Origin of the sequence: Alkaliphilus flagellatus, assembly GCF_018919215.1 — a bacterium.
GTDB lineage: Bacteria > Bacillota > Clostridia > Peptostreptococcales > Natronincolaceae > Alkaliphilus_B > Alkaliphilus_B flagellatus.
The window spans coordinates 395,702-415,638 of the sequence record NZ_JAHLQK010000004.1 but is presented as its reverse complement, the minus strand read 5'-3'; the positions used below and the strand labels follow the sequence as shown (position 1 = coordinate 415,638).

20 protein-coding genes and 2 riboswitches are annotated in these 19,937 nt (G+C 31.8%); of the genes, 19 read left to right on the top strand and 1 reads right to left on the bottom strand.

What is annotated here, in order from left to right; genetic code table 11:
* Positions 1-321: 321 nt before the first annotated feature.
* The 19 genes from KQI88_RS12315 (at position 322) to KQI88_RS12225 (ending at position 19,217) form a co-directional block, all read left to right on the top strand.
* Entirely contained in the window at positions 322-972 is a 651-nt protein-coding gene (locus KQI88_RS12315; protein ID WP_216417732.1) for a YdhW family putative oxidoreductase system protein, read from the top strand.
* A 72-nt stretch (positions 973-1,044) separates the two neighbouring features.
* The gene (gene tatA, locus KQI88_RS12310) at positions 1,045-1,251 is read left to right on the top strand and encodes a twin-arginine translocase TatA/TatE family subunit (RefSeq protein ID WP_216417730.1); all 207 of its coding nucleotides are present in this window, start codon (positions 1,045-1,047) and stop codon (positions 1,249-1,251) included.
* Between the two features lie 172 nt (positions 1,252-1,423).
* Positions 1,424-1,542: riboswitch (molybdenum cofactor riboswitch) on the top strand.
* Between the two features lie 213 nt (positions 1,543-1,755).
* Positions 1,756-2,418: a ferredoxin-like protein gene (locus KQI88_RS12305; protein WP_216417729.1), complete on the top strand. Its 663-nt coding sequence runs from the start codon at positions 1,756-1,758 to the stop codon at positions 2,416-2,418.
* 95 nt (positions 2,419-2,513) lie between these two features.
* Positions 2,514-4,628: an aldehyde ferredoxin oxidoreductase gene (locus KQI88_RS12300; protein ID WP_216417727.1), complete on the top strand. Its 2,115-nt coding sequence runs from the start codon at positions 2,514-2,516 to the stop codon at positions 4,626-4,628.
* A 216-nt stretch (positions 4,629-4,844) separates the two neighbouring features.
* The gene (locus KQI88_RS12295; RefSeq protein WP_216417725.1) at positions 4,845-6,005 is read left to right on the top strand and encodes a double-cubane-cluster-containing anaerobic reductase; all 1,161 of its coding nucleotides are present in this window, start codon (positions 4,845-4,847) and stop codon (positions 6,003-6,005) included.
* 33 nt (positions 6,006-6,038) lie between these two features.
* Positions 6,039-6,800 (top strand): acyl-CoA dehydratase activase, encoded by a 762-nt coding sequence (locus KQI88_RS12290; protein ID WP_216417723.1) that lies wholly within the window; start codon positions 6,039-6,041, stop codon positions 6,798-6,800.
* A 224-nt stretch (positions 6,801-7,024) separates the two neighbouring features.
* Positions 7,025-8,614: an ABC transporter substrate-binding protein gene (locus tag KQI88_RS12285; RefSeq protein WP_216417721.1), complete on the top strand. Its 1,590-nt coding sequence runs from the start codon at positions 7,025-7,027 to the stop codon at positions 8,612-8,614.
* 68 nt (positions 8,615-8,682) lie between these two features.
* Positions 8,683-9,633: an ABC transporter permease gene (locus KQI88_RS12280; protein ID WP_330656220.1), complete on the top strand. Its 951-nt coding sequence runs from the start codon at positions 8,683-8,685 to the stop codon at positions 9,631-9,633.
* A 4-nt stretch (positions 9,634-9,637) separates the two neighbouring features.
* Positions 9,638-10,483: an ABC transporter permease gene (locus KQI88_RS12275; protein ID WP_216417719.1), complete on the top strand. Its 846-nt coding sequence runs from the start codon at positions 9,638-9,640 to the stop codon at positions 10,481-10,483.
* A 17-nt stretch (positions 10,484-10,500) separates the two neighbouring features.
* A complete protein-coding gene (locus tag KQI88_RS12270) occupies positions 10,501-11,478 on the top strand; it encodes an ABC transporter ATP-binding protein (RefSeq protein ID WP_216417717.1) in 978 nt (325 codons plus the stop codon).
* Positions 11,479-11,524: 46 nt separating this feature from the next.
* Complete coding sequence (locus KQI88_RS12265; protein ID WP_281417565.1) at positions 11,525-12,529, top strand: ABC transporter ATP-binding protein; 1,005 nt, start codon at positions 11,525-11,527, stop codon at positions 12,527-12,529.
* 95 nt (positions 12,530-12,624) lie between these two features.
* A riboswitch (molybdenum cofactor riboswitch) is annotated at positions 12,625-12,763 on the top strand.
* A 210-nt stretch (positions 12,764-12,973) separates the two neighbouring features.
* Entirely contained in the window at positions 12,974-14,062 is a 1,089-nt protein-coding gene (locus KQI88_RS12260; protein WP_216417715.1) for an NADH-quinone oxidoreductase subunit I, read from the top strand.
* A gap of 174 nt (positions 14,063-14,236) precedes the next feature.
* On the top strand, positions 14,237-14,416 hold the full coding sequence (locus KQI88_RS12255; protein ID WP_216417714.1) for a twin-arginine translocase TatA/TatE family subunit: 180 nt from the start codon (positions 14,237-14,239) through the stop codon (positions 14,414-14,416).
* 81 nt (positions 14,417-14,497) lie between these two features.
* Complete coding sequence (locus tag KQI88_RS12250; RefSeq protein ID WP_216417712.1) at positions 14,498-15,520, top strand: molybdopterin-binding protein; 1,023 nt, start codon at positions 14,498-14,500, stop codon at positions 15,518-15,520.
* 12 nt (positions 15,521-15,532) lie between these two features.
* Positions 15,533-15,712: a twin-arginine translocase TatA/TatE family subunit gene (locus tag KQI88_RS12245; protein ID WP_212376144.1), complete on the top strand. Its 180-nt coding sequence runs from the start codon at positions 15,533-15,535 to the stop codon at positions 15,710-15,712.
* Positions 15,713-15,737: 25 nt separating this feature from the next.
* The gene (gene tatC / locus KQI88_RS12240) at positions 15,738-16,481 is read left to right on the top strand and encodes a twin-arginine translocase subunit TatC (protein ID WP_216417710.1); all 744 of its coding nucleotides are present in this window, start codon (positions 15,738-15,740) and stop codon (positions 16,479-16,481) included.
* Between the two features lie 174 nt (positions 16,482-16,655).
* Positions 16,656-17,642 carry a metal ABC transporter solute-binding protein, Zn/Mn family gene (locus tag KQI88_RS12235; protein WP_216417708.1) on the top strand — a complete coding sequence of 329 codons (987 nt, stop codon included), beginning with the start codon at positions 16,656-16,658 and terminating at the stop codon, positions 17,640-17,642.
* A complete protein-coding gene (locus KQI88_RS12230; protein WP_216417706.1) occupies positions 17,643-18,389 on the top strand; it encodes a metal ABC transporter ATP-binding protein in 747 nt (248 codons plus the stop codon).
* Between the two features lie 15 nt (positions 18,390-18,404).
* Positions 18,405-19,217, top strand: coding sequence for a metal ABC transporter permease (locus KQI88_RS12225; protein ID WP_216417704.1), 813 nt, complete (start codon positions 18,405-18,407; stop codon positions 19,215-19,217).
* 65 nt (positions 19,218-19,282) lie between these two features.
* Here KQI88_RS12225 and KQI88_RS12220 read toward each other — a convergent pair whose 3' ends face one another.
* The gene (locus KQI88_RS12220) at positions 19,283-19,684 is read right to left on the bottom strand and encodes a DUF1622 domain-containing protein (protein ID WP_216417702.1); all 402 of its coding nucleotides are present in this window, start codon (positions 19,682-19,684) and stop codon (positions 19,283-19,285) included.
* Positions 19,685-19,937: the final 253 nt, after the last annotated feature.

Sequence of the window (19,937 nt, the reverse complement as noted above, 5' to 3'; positions counted from 1 at the left end):
TGTTTGTTATATAACTAATAATACTTAAATATATTATAACAGGTTTTAAAATCAAAACAATAAAAAATTAAACACACAAATATATATAGTTTGATATGGTATTCTATTACTGAGATTTACAAAAGAATTTTAAACTTAAAATTAAATATTTATTAATAAAGAATATTGACTGAAAAATAATATTGTGATATCTTTAACATAAAGATAGATGAGTATTGTTCTTAAAGAGGAATACATGTATTTAAATCAATAAAACTTAATGTGTAGCTTTAGGATATTAATTACTCTATATGATTTTTAGTAAACATGGAGGAATTAGCTATGAAAGAAATAGATATTAAGGGTTTAGAAAATGATATCAATCAGGAAATAAATAAAGAGGATATACTGCTAGAACAAAATATGGTAGATGAAAATAACAATAGCATACATGAACAAGAAGATAAAATTTCTTTAATGGGTGATTTAGTACGCTTAAAATCTTCTGAAGGTAAACTAACAAATGGAGAAGACTTTTTTGAAGATCCCATTGCTTTAGAGGTAGAAGAGATATTACCTAGTATTGAGGAGCTAAAGGCGAGAGAAGAGTATGGGGATATATATACTATAAAAGGAGCTAGTTCCATATATTTATTTTCGGATAAATATATTACCTATAATTATGCACAGATGATGGTAAGGGTGGAGGAAAAAGATTTAATTAATCTAATTGCAGAGACAGTTAGACACGAATCTAAAACCTATCCAAGACCCACTGATGTAAGACTATTTTCATATAATCCTTTTAACTTTACTAAAGAACAGTTTAGTGATGTTCTAGCTCAATTAAAGACAAAGAAAGAATATGAGGATATAAAAGAAACTAGAGCTTCAAATGCTGCTCTTTATCTATATTCGGATAAGTTTATGGTAAAAGTTCATGCAGCTTCTTTAGCAGAATGGATAGAGGTAGAGCATGACCAAAATCCATAGTTTAGTGTATAGCAATTTATTATAAATATATATAAATTTTACTTTAAAATATAATGCAAGGAGGCGATACAAATGTTTGGTAGATTAGGGACTACGGAGTTAATATTAATCTTAATAATCGCATTGGTAATCTTTGGACCGTCAAAGCTTCCAGAGTTAGGAAAAGCCTTAGGCAAATCTCTTAAAGAATTTAAAAGTCATGCAGATAAAATAACCGAAAATCCGGAAAAGGAGACTATAGAAAAGTCAGAAACATTAGATAAGAAGGAAGAAGAATAATATTTATTTCTTTAAAGTGTTATAGATATAATTTTTAAGGAAGTATATTTATAGATTTTTATTTATTGACAAGTTGTAAATATATAAAGTATAGTTAAATTGTAAGCAATAAATATATTTTATGTATATAAGTAAAGTTTATGTATTGTGCTGTATTAAAAAAATTAAATATACGAAACATTATCTACGAGTCTAATTACCTAAGGATAAAGATCTAAGGTTTTAGACCGATAGGTACACTTGGAAACGAGTATGCCTCCCCTTTTGTAAAGTAGATTAGTGAAAATGATGCATAGTTATCTAGAATTAATGCTTTTGTTAGCGTTTTTTAGTGTTGCTGATTTTTTACTAATCTAAAATTGTTTTTGTAGGCATTTATCTTTCAAAAAAGTTTGTTATTTAACAAATTAAAGATAAATTCGCTAGCACTAATCTATTTATAAAGCAATAAAGAAGAAAATATGACGTACATTAACAAATATTTATTTAGGAGGGAGAGTTATTATGTTTGAAAGAGAAATTGAAGATTTTTTAGAGAAATTGAGAACTAGACGAGAATTTTTAAAAGTTAGTGGAAAAGGAATAGTAGGTATAACTGTTACTGCTTCTGTACTAAATTTACTAGGATGTTCTAATTCAGATGTTGGAAGTGCTTCCGCTTTTGTAACTGCTAAAGGGATACTTATTGCTGAGAGGAATAAATGTACTGGATGTCAAAGATGTGAAATGGTTTGTACAGTAGCAAATGACGGTAAGATTCATCCTCTTATTTCAAGGGTGAAAATAAGTAGAAGCTTTAACTATGGAAAAGAAATGACAGATAATTATCGTAGTGAAGATGGTTATTTTGGAAACTTCCTTATGACACCTGAAACATGTAAACAATGTAAGGAACCTAAGTGTGCGGGTGCTTGTCCCGTAGAAGCTATTAGTTTAAATGAAAAACTAGGTGCTTGGACAGTAGATGAAAGTAAATGCGTTGGATGTGGAGCATGTGCAGAGGCCTGTCCATGGCATATGCCTACAATAGACCCAGAGGATAAAAAATCTACAAAGTGTATTTTATGTGGGGCATGTGCAGAAAACTGTATTACAGGAGCATTAAAAATAATGCCTTGGGAAGAAGTGACCGCAATGTTTACAAGAAAAGGATATCGTTTTTCATAATATAATTATTAGTGAAAGCAAACTTTATTTTAACAATATAAATAAATAGAAACTTAAATATTTATCATATTGATTTATAGATAGGAGGAATAATAATGTCTAAGATCACTGGATGGACAGGTAAGATGTTGAGGGTAAACTTAACTACAGGTAGTATTGCTGTTGAAGATACTATGAAATATAAGGACTTTATTGGAGGAGCAGGTATTGGTTATAAGGTTGTTTTTGATGAAGTTCCTCAAGGTACAAAAGCTTTTGATGAAGCAAACAAAATAGTAATTGGTGTTGGACCTTTTACAGGTACAGGGGTGCCTTGTAGTGGAAGAACAAATATTACTTCTCTTGCACCTACTAACCCTTACAATGCTATTACTGATAGTCATATGGGCGGAAACTTTGGAGCATTCTTAAAGTTTGCAGGATGGGATGCTATTATTGTTGAGGGAGCTTCAAAAACTCCAGTATGGTTACGTATTGAAGATGATAAAGTGTCTATAGAAGATGCTTCTAATTTATGGGGAAAAGGAGTAATAGATACAACTCATGAGCTAAACAATGTTATGGGTAAAGAAGCCTGTATTGCCTCCATTGGACAAGCGGGTGAAAATTTAGTTCACTTATCTTCTATAGTAAACAGTGTTAACCACTCTGCTGGTGGACATGGTGGAGTATTTGGTTCTAAAAAACTAAAGGCTATAGGTGTTAGGGGAACTCAAGCTGTTCATATTGCTGAAGGTAAAGGCCAAGAATGGTTAAAACTTAATGAATATATGTTGAAAGACATAATAGGTGCAAACAATCAACACGTTGTACCTAGCACACCGCAGCCATGGGCAGAGTATCATGATAAAGGAAGCCGCTGGACTGCACAAACTGCTTTATTCTGGGGAGCAGCAGAGCCAAAAGTAGAAACAGGAGAATGTCCTGCTGGAGATAAGAATAAGGTTGGTCTTCGTACACAAAAGGCAATATTTGACTTAGGTCCTGTAGCTGAAGCAAGAACAATTAAAATGGGCGGATGCCACTCGTGTCCAATACGTTGTCAATCTAATTTAAAGGTTCCAGAACTTGAAAAATATGGCTTATCAGGATACGCAACTAGTACTTGTATAGGATTTATTAATCCAGGTACAGTTATGGTTAATGGATTTTCTGATGGTGAAAAACAAGGAGAAGTAGCTCTAATCGCTAAAAGCTTAGGATCAAGACTTGCTGATGATTATGGTATTTGGAGTAACTATGGTCAGCTTGGTAGAGATTTTAAATATAGCTATCAATCTGGAAAATTAAAAGAAGTACTTCCAAAAGAAGAATACGACAGCATACCATGGGATTTAGTAGAATCAGGAGATCCTGGATTTTTAGTAGAGTTTTATAGAAGAATAGCTTTAAAAGAAGGAGAATTTAGTAAATTAGGTCTTGGACCTTATTGGTTAGATAAAGAATGGAACTTAGGAAAAGAATACTGGACTGGATATGGAAACAATGTTTGGTCAAAAATGGCATTTCCTAAGCATCATAGTAATGAGGCTGGCGCTCAAGTAGGGGTACTTGTTAATATAATGTTTAATAGAGATGCTAACTCTCATACTCATATGAATATGATAGGCGCAGGACTTCCTATAGAAATATTAAAAGAAGTTGCTGGCGAAGTATGGGGTTCCCCAGATGCACTAGATGCTCCAAATGATTATACTCCAATGAATGAATATAAAGCAAAGTTTGCGAAATGGTCACTAGATAGAAACTTCCTACATGACTCTATTACATTATGTAACTGGGTATGGCCAATGACAGTTTCTCCTTCTAAATCAAGAAACTACAGAGGAGATACAGCATTAGAAGCTAAGTTCTTTAGTTTAGCAACAGGCATAGAAACATCTGAAAAAGAATTAGATTTAGCTGCTGAAAGAATCGCTACTATGCATAGAGCTGCAACTATTAAGGAAATGGGAACTATCGATATGCGTAATGAGCATGATATTATACCAGAATGGGTATTTATAGATGCAAAAAATCCTGATGCAAAACCATTTACACCAGGTACAGTTATACTTGACAGAGAAGATATGCAGTTAGCACTTACAATGCTTTACAAAGAATATGGATGGGATGAAAAAACTGGAGCACCTACAAGAGCTACATTAGAGAGATTAAACATGAAAGATGTAGCAGACGAGCTAGAAAAACTTAATCTGCTTCCAAAATAAACAAACTTTATACAAAGATTAATAAAAAATAGAAGAGTAGACTCTTCTATTTTTTTATTAATTTTTACCTTGATATTAAAATAAGTAAATAATCATAGAAAAAAACAATAATAGTATCACGACACATAGATAATTATAATTGGTAGCTATTTACTCGTAATGATAAAATTTAGTTGGAAGTTGTTAAATTTAAATCAAGATATAGGGGGATGTAAAATGAGACCAGAAATTATGGAAGAAGTAGAGGCGCTAAGAGGAGTTAATTCTGTAAAAATTAAAGAAGCACACGAGGCAGGTAAAAAAGTAGTAGGAATGTACTGTGTATTTTCACCCCAAGAAATCGCATTAGCTGCAGATGCAATTTCAGTTACATTATGTGGAACAGCTCAAGCACCTATAGAAGATGCAGAAAAAGAGTTACCAAGAAACCTATGTCCACTTATTAAGTCTAGTTATGGTTTTGCGATTACTGATAAATGCCCTTATTTTTATTTTTCAGATGTATTATTAGCAGAAACAACATGTGATGGTAAAAAGAAAATGTACGAGCTAATGGGTAAAATAAAACCTATGCATATAATGAATCTTCCACAAACAGCTCAAGGAGAAGAATCTTTAAGCATGTGGAAAAATGAAATGATGAAATTTAAAAGCTTTTTAGAAGAGAAGTTTGGGGTAGAAATTACAGATGGAAAATTAAGAGATGCTATTAAATTAATGAATAGAGAAAGAAGTGCAATGAGAAGATTACATAAACTTAATGCGCATAAGCCTGCTCCGCTAACAGGTGTAGATATGATGTTAGCACAATGGTTAAAAGGTTTTAATGTAGATAAAGAAGCAGGTATAGAGCTTATCGAAAGGTTAATTTCTGAAGTTGAAGAGCGAATGGAAAAGGGTATTTATGCCTTCGATGAAAATGCTCCACGTATTTTATTAACAGGATGTCCTATAGGAAGTGGATCAGAAAAGGTATTAAAGGTTCTAGAGGAATCTGGTGCAAGTGTAGTCGCTCTGGAAAATTGTACAGGATATAAAGGATTAGACGTATTAGTAGATGAAAGTAAAGATCCGATTACTGCTCTTGCAGAAAAATATTTATCTACACCATGTTCTTGTATGACAAATAACAATGGTAGATTAGACCTTATTAAAAGATTAGCAGAAGAATATGAAGTAGACGGTGTAGTTGATCTTACATGGCAGGCCTGTCACACATATAACATAGAATCCTTTACTGTTCGTAACTTTGTTAAGGACGAGCTAAGTCTTCCATTTATCCAAATAGAAACTGACTACTCTGATTCTGATGTAGGACAAATTAAAGTTAGGGTAGAAGCGTTCTTAGAAACTATTGGATCTACAGTTACTGCTTAAAACTAGAATTATATACTGTAAGGAAGTGATTTGGTGATTAGTATTGGAATTGATGTAGGTTCAGTAGCAGCAAAGGCAGCAGCCTATGATGGTGAAAAGATTATTGCAACAGCACTTCTACCTACAGGATGGAGCCCTAAGGAATCCGGAGGACAACTACTTAAGGAAATAATGGGCGATCTCAATATTACTAGAGATGATATCAGTACAATAGTAGGTACTGGATATGGTAGGGTGTCACTTTCTTTTATAGATAAAAAGGTTACAGAAATCACCTGCCACGGAAGAGGGGCTCACTATATAGATCCTAATATTAGGACTGTTATAGATATTGGGGGACAGGATAGTAAGATTATTAAGCTAAATGATAAAGGTACTGTTATAGACTTTCTAATGAATGATAAGTGTGCAGCTGGTACTGGTAGATTTCTGCAAGTAATGGCAAATGCCCTAGAGGTCGATGTCGGAGATCTTTCAGAACTAGCAGCTGGTACAGAACCGGCCAATATAAATAGCATGTGTACAGTTTTTGCAGAGTCTGAGGTTGTAAGTCTAATGGCGGAAGGCGCTTCTAAAGAAGCAATTGCTTCAGGACTCTTGCATTCTGTATGTAATAAAACCTACTCTTTAGCAAGTAGAATGGGAGTAGAAAATAAAGTGTTTTTCTCAGGTGGAGTTTCTAGAAATAAAAAACTAGGTGAACTTCTCAGCAATAAACTTGGAGTAAGTATTATTTCCACCGATGAATCACAATTTCTTGGAGCTATTGGAGCGGCGATTATCGGATATAAATAGATTAAGCTTAAATAATAAGGTAAATCCTATCCTGTTATAAAGGATAGGATTTACATAGTTAATTTCAAATTATTAACTATAGTTAATAATTTTTATAATAAATAGTGATTGCACAGCTATTAGTGTTGATGTTATAATAAATCCATGTCTAATACCAAGTAAACCGATATGAATTATAGGGAATTAAAATTGATGAAAATTTACTTATTTAAGGGGGATTTTTAATGCAAATTAAAAGATTTTTAATACTTATGATGGTAGCAGTTATGGTATTTTTAACAGCATGCGGTGGTAATAAAACACAAGTTGATCAGCCAAATACAAATGGAACTGTTGTTAATGAAATAAAAGATGGTGGAACAATTATATTTGCTATTGGCTCCGATCCAAATGTACTAAATCCACTTTATGCTGGTGATAGAGTAACAATGACAATTAATAATGCTTTGTTTGCACCGCTATATGTAATTGACGAAGAGGGAACACATTTTTTCTTAGCAGAGAGCATCACTCCTTCGGAAGACTATTTAACTTATACACTTAAATTAAAAGAGGGAATAAAGTGGCATGATGGTGAAAAAATTACAGCAGATGATATTGTATTTACAATAGAATCATTACTTGACCCAGCTCAAAACAGTCATTTAAGAGATTCATTTATTATTGATGGAAAGCCTGTTGAGGTAGTTAAGGTAGATGAAAGCACTGTAGAATTTAAACTTCCACAAATATCTATGCCTTTTATTAGTAATGTATCGAAAATATTGCCCATTCCAAAACATGTATTTGAAAGAGAAATTGATTTAGCTAAGAGTGATAAAAATGCATCACCAATTGGGTCTGGTCCCTTCAAATTTAAAGATTCTAAGAGTGGAGAAAAAGTTGAGCTAGTAAGATTCGATGAATATTTTGATGGTAAAGCCCATTTAGATTCTGTAGTTTATAGAGTAATATCTGATCCAAACGCGGCAAATATCGCTTTGCAAAATGGAGAACTAAGTGCTAGATATATTGATCCAAAAGATGCAGCTAAATTTGAAGCAGACCCTAATCTAAATGTAGTAACATACAACGAAGGTATGTTAAATAATATGGTATTTAACTTAAATAATGATACTTTGAAAAATAAAGATGTAAGGAAAGCTATAGCCTATGCTATAAACAAAGAAGAGGTTATAGTTGGTGCATATGAATCTACAGATTATGCAGAAAAAGCTTATTCTGTTTTTGTACCAAATACAACTTACTATACAGATAAAGTTGAAGAATATAACTTTGATGAAAATAAAGCAAAAGAACTTTTAGCTAATGCAGGTGCAGAAAATCTAAAACTTAAATTAGCTTATATTAACTCTAATAAAGCACAAGAAAATCAAGGTTTAATTATGCAGCATCAATTTAAAAATGTAGGGATAGAGCTGGAGCTAATTGCTATGGAAAGAGGAGCTTTTTATCAAAAATTACTTGATCCAAAAAATAAGGATTTTGACTTAGCATATAATGGTTATGTAATGGGAAGCGAGCCAGATGGATATAAAGGTCTATTCACAGTTGGAAGTATGAATAACTTTATGAACTATGAAAACCTAGCAATGGATGAATTATGGAATAAGGCAGTTATAGAAAAAGACGAAGTTAGAAGAGGAGAAATCTATACTAACATACAAGAAGAAGTTATTGAAGATATGGTAGTGTATCCAATTGCATATCCAAAGTCAATAGTTGCTATTAATGCAGCATTTGGGGGTATTGAAGAGGCTAAGCCAGTTCCGATTTTTATGTTTAGAGACTTATCCAAGCTGTATATGAAATAAATAAAAACAATATGAAAGTAAACCTGAATCTGGGTTTACTTTCATGTCTATGTTAGGAGATGTAAACAGTGGGAAAATTAACTATTAAAAGATTAATTCAAGCTATACCTATGCTTATAGTTATTTCCATAGTGTCTTTTTCGCTTATTAAGTTAGCTCCAGGAGACCCAGTGCAATCTTTTATTACACCTGCTATGAGTGATAACGATATATTACGTATAAGACAAAATTTAGGACTAGATAGACCAGTGCATATTCAATATATACAGTGGTTAAAAAACGTGATTACAGGGAATTTAGGTTATTCATTAATTAATCATAGACCAGTTTTAAATCAAATATTAGAAAGAATTCCAGCAACCTTAGGATTAATGGGATCATCATTACTTTTATCAATATTAGTTGGTATTCCGCTAGGACTTATTTCAGCAGCTAATAAAAATAAATGGATTGATAATATATCCACCATTTTTTCTTATGTTGGAATTTCTATACCAAGCTTTTGGTTTGCAATGATTTTAATTTATACTTTTTCACTAAAGTTAAATCTTCTTCCAAGTATAGGTATGCGAACAGTTGGAGTATATACTACTTGGGATCTTATAAAACACGGAATTATGCCTACTATAGTTCTTAGTTTACAAAATGTTGCAGTTATTACTAGATATATTAGATCTAGTACTATTAGTCAATTAAAGGAAGATTATGTTATGGTAGAATATGCTTCAGGAGCAAGCAAGGCAGAGGTCCTTTATAAATATGTATTAAAAAATTCTATTTTACCTGTTATTACAATTGTAGGAATGTCATTACCTTCACTTGTTTCTGGTGCATTTATTACAGAGACGGTTTTTGGCTGGCCAGGAATGGGTCAACTAGGGATTAATTCTATATTTAGTTTTGATTATCCAGTTATTATGGCAATTACTATGTTTTCATCTTTATTATTAATTATAGGTAATTTACTATCGGATATTTTATATGGAATTGCCGATCCGAGAATTAAGGAGTTGAGATGATCAGATGAATAATAGATCGCTAACAAACTTAAAATATCAATTAAAAGAAAATAAATTGGGAATAGCCGCAATCACAATAATTGTAATATTAGCTATATCATCGATTTTTGCTTTTTTATCTCCCTATGATCCTAATGCTATTAATGTAACAAATCGGTTAGGGAGCCCAAGACTACAAAATATATTTGGAACTGATGATATGGGAAGAGACTATCTTACAAGGGCATTGTACGGAGGTAGGGTTTCTTTAACTGTGGGTTTTTTATCTATGATTATTTCTACTGCTATTGGTACTATTGTAGGCACTATAAGTGGATATTTTGGTGGTAAAGTTGATAATTTAATAATGAGAACTATTGATATTTTAATGTGTATACCGACATTTTTCTTAATTTTAATATTAAATGCATATTTAAAGCCTGGTATTCAAAATATTATCATTATTATAGGTGTTTTTAGTTGGATGGGCATAGCACGAATAGTTAGGGCAGAGACATTGACTGTAAAGGAAAGAGAATATGTTTTATATGCTAAGGTTTCGGGGGAAAAGTCGAAAAAAATTATATTAAAGCATATTATTCCTAATATTTTTTCAACGGTTATTGTAGCATCTACAATTAACATAGCTACCGCAATATTAACTGAATCTTCTTTGAGCTTTTTAGGTTTGGGAGTACAACAGCCCAACTCATCTTGGGGTAGCATGCTTAAAAATGCACAAGGTTATATAGGAGAGGCTCCGCATTTAGCTATTTTCCCTGGTATGCTGATTCTTTTAACAGTGCTTAGCTTTAACGTTTTAGGAGATATATTTAGGGTTGCCTTTGAGCCTAAGGTAAATAATGATTAGGAAAGGAGGCTATAAAAGTGACAGAGCGTTTATTGGAATTAAATAACTTAAAAGTTTCTTTTTTTACTAATAATGGTGAAGTACAGGCTGTTCGAGGAGCTTCTTTCTATTTGAATAATGGAGAAGTGCTAGGTGTTGTTGGAGAATCAGGAAGTGGTAAAAGTGTAACTTCCATGGCTATATTAAGATTGCTAAAGTCAACTGGAAGAATTGTAGGTGGGGAAATTAACTATAAAGGACAGAATTTAATGGATATATCAGAGAAGGAAATGATGAAAATAAGAGGTAATGAAATTGCCATGATTTTTCAAGATCCTATGACCTCATTAAATCCTGTGTTTACTATTGGCTATCAAATATCAGAAGTTATAAGAAGGCATCAAAGAGTAAATAAAAAGGTGGCGCGTGAAAAGACTATTGAGATGCTTAGATTAGTGGGTATTCCATCTCCAGAGGAAAGATATAATAATTATCCTCATGAGTTTAGTGGTGGTATGCGACAAAGAGCTATGATTGCCATGGCATTGTGCTGTGAGCCATATCTATTGATTGCTGATGAACCTACTACTGCCCTTGATGTAACTATACAGGCACAAATTCTTGAGCTTATGAAGGAATTAAAGGATACAATTAATACTTCTATTATTTTAATTACCCATGACTTAGGTGTGGTAGCCGATGTTTGTTCTAGGGTAATTGTAATGTACGGCGGTTTGGTTATGGAAGAAGGAACTGTAGATGAAATCTTCTATAATCCTCAGCATCCATATACCAAAGGATTACTTGAGTCTCTGCCTAAAATGGAAGATGGGCAGAAACAAAAGCTGATACCTATAGAAGGTAGTCCACCAGACCTTTCAAAGCCTCCTAGTGGTTGTCCCTTTGCCGAGCGTTGTCCTTATGCAAAGGATATTTGCAGAGAAAAACAGCCTTCATACTATGAAGTAGAAGCAGGACATAAGGCTATGTGTTGGCTTTTGAGTAAGGATAAGTAAAGAATAAGTAAGGATATCTGCAAAGTTGTGAAAGGATGAAGATATCATGGATAAAATTAGAAAAAATATGGTATTAGAAAAAAATACACTAATTGAAGTAAAAAATCTAAAAAAGTATTTTCCAGTTAGAAAAGATATTTTTTTAGGTAAAGTACAATATATAAAGGCTGTAGATGATATTAGTTTTCATATAAATGAAGGAGAAACTTTAGGATTAGTAGGAGAATCTGGTTGCGGTAAGTCTACATTAGGAAGAACTATCATAAGGCTTTATGATAGTACTGAAGGAGATGTATTCTATAAAGGAAAAAATATTAGTAGAATGAAAGAAAAAGATATTAAGCCTTATAGAAGAAAAATGCAGGTTGTTTTTCAGGATCCCTATGCATCTTTAAATCCTAGAATGACTGTAGATCAGTTAATTAAAGAACCTCTATCTATACACAACATAGGTAGTGAAAAGGAAAGGTCAGAAAGGGTATATGAATTATTAGAAAAGGTGGGATTAAACCCTTCTTATTTTAATAGATATGCCCATGAGTTCAGTGGTGGACAAAGACAACGGATTGGTATAGCAAGGGCTCTTGCCATTAATCCAGAGTTTATTCTTTGTGATGAGCCTATTTCTGCCTTAGACGTTTCAATTCAGGCCCAGGTTGTCAATATGTTAGAGGAGCTACAAAATGAAATGGGGCTTACCTATTTATTTATAGCCCACGACCTTTCCATGGTACGACATATTTCCCATCGTATAGGAGTAATGTATTTAGGTAAGCTGGTAGAACTTGCAGATAGTAATGAACTTTACAATAGACCAGCCCATCCATATACACAGGCATTACTATCATCTATACCTGTACCGGACCCGAGACTGGCAAAAAGCAAAATAAAGACTATATTAGAAGGGGATGTACCAAGTCCACTAAATCCTCCCTCTGGTTGTAAGTTTAGAACAAGATGCAAGTATGCAACTGCTAAATGTGCTGAAATAGAACCACAAATGAAGGATATTGGTGGTGGACATATGGCAGCTTGTCATTTGTTTGACTAAGGGTGTTAAATAATTAGGTAATAATAGTGTTTATTAACTAAAATTAATTAGATATAAAATTGACAAAGTATAGTTTTTGTTCTATTATAAATATGAACTTAACAAATCTCCGAGTTGTGGTTTTATAATGTTGTTATCTGCGAAACTTCAAACTGGACCAAAGGGTCCACAGGGGGTATTTGGCAACACTTATGCCTTCACCATATGTTGCAAAGGAGATAGGAACAGACTTATACTTGTACGTAAGTCCTAGTATTGCATTTGCAATCTAGGACTTTTTGTTATAACGCATTTAAAGGAAAGCATGAAATTCTCTAATATACACTTTACTTTAAATGCGTTTCAACAAGGGTTTCTTGAAATTTTAAAAAGCTTCAATATAAGCTTTGTTTTAAAATTATATATTCTTCTGTAATGATAATTGATAGAAAGGAGGGTAAAGTATTGTTACTAAACTTTTTTATAGAAAAATTGACGGAAGAGCATTATCCAGAGATACAGCTAAAAAAATGTATTAATTTCCATGGCATGCCAAATAGTTGTAGTAAATGTAAGGATTTATGTCCTGAAAGAGCCATTACATTTAAACTAGGAAAAATTATGTTTGATGAGAACATGTGTAACAGATGTGGAATTTGTAAAGCTGTTTGTCCTACTCAGGCAATTACAGTTAAAGGATTAGGTGAAGAAAATATTTTACGCACAATAAAAGATAAGGATAATATTATATTTTCTTGTTCTAAAAAGAATGGAGTAGGGACATTAAAACTAAGTTGTTTAAATGGTTTCCATAGCGAACTATTAGCTGCTTTGTTTATATTATTTAAGGATAAAAAGTTTTATTTTAATTTAAGTAAGTGTAATAACTGTCAAATAAGTAACAATTCTTGTGTATTCCAATCATCATTAAATGTTGCTGTTGATTTTGTAAAATTACTTGAAATAAATCCTCAGTATGAAATTATTAATAATGAAGAAGACCTTTGCGGTTTATCAAATGAAAATATTTCACGTAGGGAACTTTTTTCATTATTAAAAAAAGAGTCTAGCTATCTTGCTGCACAAACTGCAGATACAATCATTAGTAGTAAAGATAATCAAGTATCAATACGAAGGATTTTATTAAAATCTATAGAAAAAATAGAAGGTTCACAAGAAAAAACAGAATACGATAACTTACCTTTCTTTGCTTCTTGGAATGTAAATGATAACTGTGATGGCTGTGGATTTTGTCAGTCTATTTGCTTAGGGGGCGCTTGGAAAGTAGAAAAGGAAGAAGAAAAAGTTAGGGTATCTCATAATAGCGGAAAATGCTATAATTGTGGTATATGCGCCAACTTATGTTCAAAAAAGGCAATAATAAGGGGAACTTTTTCAGTAGATGCCTTGAAATCATACAGTATAAAGTGTGAGAAAAACTTAATTGTATGTTCAGCATGTAAGAAAAAATTTGTTCCTTCTAGTGAAGAGAAAAAATACTGTGCAATTTGTGAAAAAAAAGAAGCACTTAGAGCTACAATTAGCAGGATATAATATATAGGTAGGATTTTAAATTGATTTATGAAGTATAAAAAATAATTATATATTTTAATATATAATTTATTTAAAAAGTTTTATAGCTCTGGTATAATATAATTAAGTTAATAATTTTTTAACAAAGAATCCTTCTTATTTAAATTTCGGAATATACGAAAAGGTGGGATTGGTATGTTTGGTAAAATAGGTACAGGTGAGTTGATTTTAATATTGGCCATTGCTTTAATAGTAGTAGGACCTGGAAAACTTCCTGAGTTGGGAAAAACCTTAGGGAAATCTATTAGTGAATTTAAAAAGTTTTCTAATGAAATAAAAGAAGAAATATCTTTAGAAGATAAAAAAACTAAGTAGGTATATAATAGAAGCTAAAAAGATCATAATAACATGTAATCGTTAATACTTGTCTATTAGCGATTGGATAGAGGTGGAAAAATGCAGGTTGTGAAGACAGAAGAAGCTGTAGGAATGGTGCTTGGACATGATATTACGGAGATTGTTCCAGGAAAGTTTAAGGGAGTAGCTTTTAAAAAGGGTCATGTCATTCAAGAAGAAGACATTGAAAGACTATTAAGAATTGGTAAAGAGCATATATATATATTTGAGTTAAAGGAAGATGAGCTTCACGAAGATGAAGCAGCTATTGCTTTAGGTAAGCTAATTTGTGGTGAGGGAGTATTATTTACTGATCCTAAAGAAGGAAAGATAAATATTATAGCAAAACAAAAAGGTTTGTTGAAAATAAATAGGGATTTATTAGATGATGTAAATGATTTAGGAGATATATGCTTGGCTACAATTCATGGTAATAGACTAATAGATGAAGATGGGCTTATTGGAGGATGTAGAGTCATTCCTCTTATAATAAATAGTGAAAAAATAGAGTCAGTTAAAAGTATTTTACAAGAAAAAGGGCCTATTTTTAATGTTAAACCTTTTAAACCTCTAAATGCTGCTTTAATTGTTACTGGTAGTGAGGTTTATAAAGGAAGAATCGAAGATAAATTTGGACCAGTAATAGAAAAAAAATTGAAGAAATTTGATACGGAAATTTTTTATAAAACAATAGTACCAGACGAGTTGGATCAGATTAAAGAGGCAGTTATACAATGTAAAGATATGGGCGCAGAGCTTATTGTAGTTACTGGAGGTATGTCAGTAGATCCAGATGATAAAACTCCCGGTGCAATTAAGGCAACAGGAGCTAGTATTGTTTCCTATGGTACACCTGTATTGCCTGGGGCAATGCTTTTATATGCTTATTTAGAAGATATTCCGATATTTGGGCTTCCGGGATGTGTTATGTTTTCTGATACTACAGCTTTTGATATTTTATTACCAAGAGTAATGGCAGGAGAAAAAATTGTAAGACGTGACATTACAAGAATGGGTTATGGTGGACAATGCCTGAAATGTAAAATTTGTACTTTTCCAAATTGTCATTTTGGGAAATATTAAGGAGGAGATAATATGTTTGGTAGATTAGGTACAGGTGAATTAATTTTAATATTAGGGATTGCTTTAGTGGTAGTTGGGCCTGGAAAGCTTCCTGAACTAGGTAAGTCCTTAGGTAAGTCTATTAGCGAATTTAAAAAGTTTTCTAAAGAAGTAAAACAAGATATATCTTTAGAAGATAAAGAATCTAAGTAGAGGGTAAATATTAGGAGGCCAAGCAATGACGGATGACGCACGCTTAACATTAGTGGAACATCTAGGAGAATTAAGAAAAAGATTAATTATTTCCAGCATAGTAATTATTTTAGGTTCACTGTTATGTTACAATTATATCGATATAATTATTCAGTTAATTGTAAGACCTGCTGAAGGATTGGAGTTTATTTATCTAAGTCCTCCAGAACTTTTTATTGCTTATGTTAAAATTTCTTTAGTTTTAGGTTTGTTTGTAGCTTCACCTATAGTATTGTTTCAAATATGGATGTTTATTAAGCCAGGGCTGAAGGTAAAAGAGAGAAAATATGTACTTTTTGCAATGTTTATGGGCATTATTTTTCTTTTAATTGGTGTATCATTTGCTTATTTTATAATTATTCCTATGACAATTAAGTTTTTTATTAAGATGTCTGTGGATCAAATTGCACCATTATTTTCTTTCGCTAATTATATCAGCTTTATTAGCTCCTTACTTTTATCATTTGGCTTAGTATTTGAGCTACCATTAATTATTATTTTGCTGACCCAATTAGGTTTAGTTGCTCCAAATACTTTTAAGAAATATAGAAAAATGGTTATTCTAGGAATATTTATAGTTGCAGCAATACTAACACCGCCAGACGTTGTTTCTCAAACTATGATGGCAATTCCTATGTTATTTTTATATGAGTTTAGTATTATAGTTTCAACTATAATATATCGAAAAAAGAAGGAAGAAAAGCAATCTAAAATAAATGACGAGTCATAATATAAAAGTCTGCCTAAGGCAGACTTTTATATTTTAAAACCCGTGTTTTTTAGCTATACTATCTAAGTTTATATATAAAGGACATAAAAATATTTTAAATATCTAAGAAAAAGGATATAATCTATATTAAGAGGAAAAAGATAGCACTGAATAGTGAATTTTGGGGGGTATATTATGAAAACTAAAATACTGAAGATATTTATATTTTTAATTATTACTGTAGTAGTATTGGTAGGTTGTGCTGGAAAGCCAGATACAATTGGAATTATAGAAGGAACAGATGAGAAAGAGGATTTACTGAAAGTATATACTAGCTTTTATCCCTACTATGATTTTGCTAAAAATCTAGGGGGAGATAATATTCAGCTCGATACAATAGTACCTACAGGTACAGAACCTCATAGCTTTGAGCCTTCTCCTAAAACCATTGCAGAGCTGGAGAAGGCAGATGTTTTTATTTATAATGGTCTTCATATGGAGCCTTGGGTAGATAGAGTACTTAACTTATTAGAGGGCAAAGATATTTATATAGTTGATGCTAGTAAAGCAGTGGAACTAATTAATTATGATACAAAGCATAATGATGATCATAATCATGAAGATGAGCAGGAAGAGGAACATGACCACGACCATGGAGAATATGATCCTCATATTTGGGTAGATCCTGTTAATGCAATACATATTTCTAAAATGATTAAAGAAGCTTTTATAGATGTAGATCCTAATAATAAAAATATCTATGAAGAAAACTTTAATAATTTTAAAGGTGAATTAGATAAGTTAGATGAGTCATTTAGAGTAGGACTAAAGGATGCTACTGAAAGAAAAATAATTGTATCCCATTCTGCTTTCGGATATTTAGCTAGAAGATATAATATAGAAGAAATCTCAGTGGCTGGTATTTCTCCACATGCGGAGCCAAGTCCTAAACGACTTGCACAGTTGACTAAAATTGCAAATGAGAATAAAATTAACTATATATTTTTTGAAGCTTTGGCAAATGTTAAAACCGCAGAGGTTTTAGCTAAAGAAGCTAACTTAGAAGTTTTAACGTTGTACAATGTAGAAGGCTTGACAGATAAACAAAATAAAAATGGAGAAGACTATATTTCTCTTATGTATAAAAATTTAGAGACATTAAAGAAAGCTTTGGTGAAGTAGATGGATAAGGTTTTAGAAGTGAAAAATATATATTTTGGATACGATGAAAAATATATATTAGAAAATATAAATTTGAATATTTATAAGGGTGATTTTTTAGGAATTGTAGGGCCAAATGGTTCTGCTAAAAGCACATTACTTAAAATTATGCTAGGAATTTTAAAACCACAAAAAGGTGGTGTTAGCTTATTGGATTTACCTATTGAAAAATTTAATCAATGGGGTAAAATAGGCTATATATCTCAAAGAGTAAGGGATTTTAACTCTGCATTCCCTGCAACGGTTGAAGAAGTTGTAGGGGCTAACTTATATACTCAAATGGGTTTTCTAAAGTTTTTTAATGCAAAGCATAAAGAAAAGATAAGAGAGGTATTAGACGTAGTTAATATGTCTAATTATCAAAAACATCTAATTGGTAATTTATCAGGAGGTCAACAACAGAGAGTTTTTATAGCTCGTACTCTTATTAGTAATCCTGAAATTATTTTTATGGATGAGCCCTTAATTGGAGTAGATGTACAATCCCAGGAACAGTTTTACGGGCTGATGGAAAAGTTAAACAAAGAATTAGGAATTACTTTAATTATGGTATCTCATGATATAGGTGTAATTACTAACCGGGCCAATCGAGTAGCATGTGTTGGCAATAAACAGGTGTTTGTACATTCTTCACAGGACTTTAATGAGCAGGAATACATTAAAGAGGTTTATGGAGAAAACTCAAGTCTATTAAATCATAGACATTAATAAAGGGGAATAGTTATGTTAGAAATGTTGACTTACAGTTTTATGCAAAGGGCGTTTTTAGCTGGTATTATGGTTGCAGTTATTTGCCCGGCAATAGGTATTTTTCTTGTTTTAAGAAGAATGTCAATGATAGGTGATACATTATCTCATGTAGCCTTGGCAGGGGTTGCTGGAGGTATGCTAGGGGGTATTTATCCTGTGTACTCCGCCCTAGGTTTTTCAGTTTTAGCTGCTTTAGCTATCGAAAAACTTAGAAAAGAATACGAACAATATGCAGAACTATCTATTGCAATTATGCTTTCAGCGGGTATAGGATTAGCTACTATATTTATTAGTTTGGGGAGTTCTAATTCTGCTATTTTTAGTTATCTATTCGGAAGTATAGGTTTAGTATCAAATCATGATATTTTGGTTATTTTTATTTTAGGATTTTTTATACTTTTATCTATAATAGTTTTCTATAGATCATTATTTTATATGGCCTTTGATGAGGAGGCTGCAAGATTAGCTGGAGTTTCGATAAAATGGATTAACCTTTATTTTACTGTCTTAGTTGCAATGACAATTGCAGTATCTATGAGGATTGTTGGAGTACTTTTAGTATCATCCCTAATGGTTATACCTGTAGCTACTAGTTTACAAATTTCTAAGAGCTTTAGACAGACTTTTATGTACTCTATATTGTTTGGTGTACTATCTGTATTAATAGGACTTTCTGTATCATTTTATGGTGATTTAGCTCCAGGCGGAACTATTGTAATGTCATCGGTAGTATTATTATTTATTATACTTATTGCTAAAAACACTAAAAAAAGAATAAGACTTTAGAAAAAATAATATATTGTATAAAAATAAAACTCCATAATTATGGAGTTTTATTTTTATACAATATATTAATGCTTGTTAGAAGATTTTTGTTGAATAACATCTTGTCTACAAGCAACTCTTTCTTTTAATGTTGAAAAAGAGTTACAGTGATCCATATCTGATGTGATTTCCCAATGAAGAACGTAAGTAAGAGCAACCCTTATAACAACAATACCTGCAATTGTAAAAATCTGCTTTAAGTCTTTAGCGAATAAAGTTGATAAAATTTCTCCGCCCAATAAAAATGTAAGTCCAAGAGATAGGGCTCTTGCAAGTTCAATCTTGATAACGTCATCGCTAAGGTCAAATCCTCTTGCTGCATATCTAATAAAGCACTTTAATGCAGTAAAGGTAATTATAAATACACCAAGGATTTCTAATAAATAGATGATATTAGGTACTACTAGTTCAATAAAATGGTGTAACATGTAAAATTCCTCCTATATTGTAGTAAAATTAACAAAATAATTGCCCAACATCTATTATCCTACTCTATACTCATTTTGTCAATATTATTTCAGTCGATTCTATACAAAGGTCAATGATTTAAATATTTAATAGGTATATTTACATTAGGCATATACAATTATATGCTTTCATAATAATGTATTTTTGATATAATAGATAATGGTTATCAATATAAATAATATATGTTATTTATATAAGGGGTAAACATTGTGG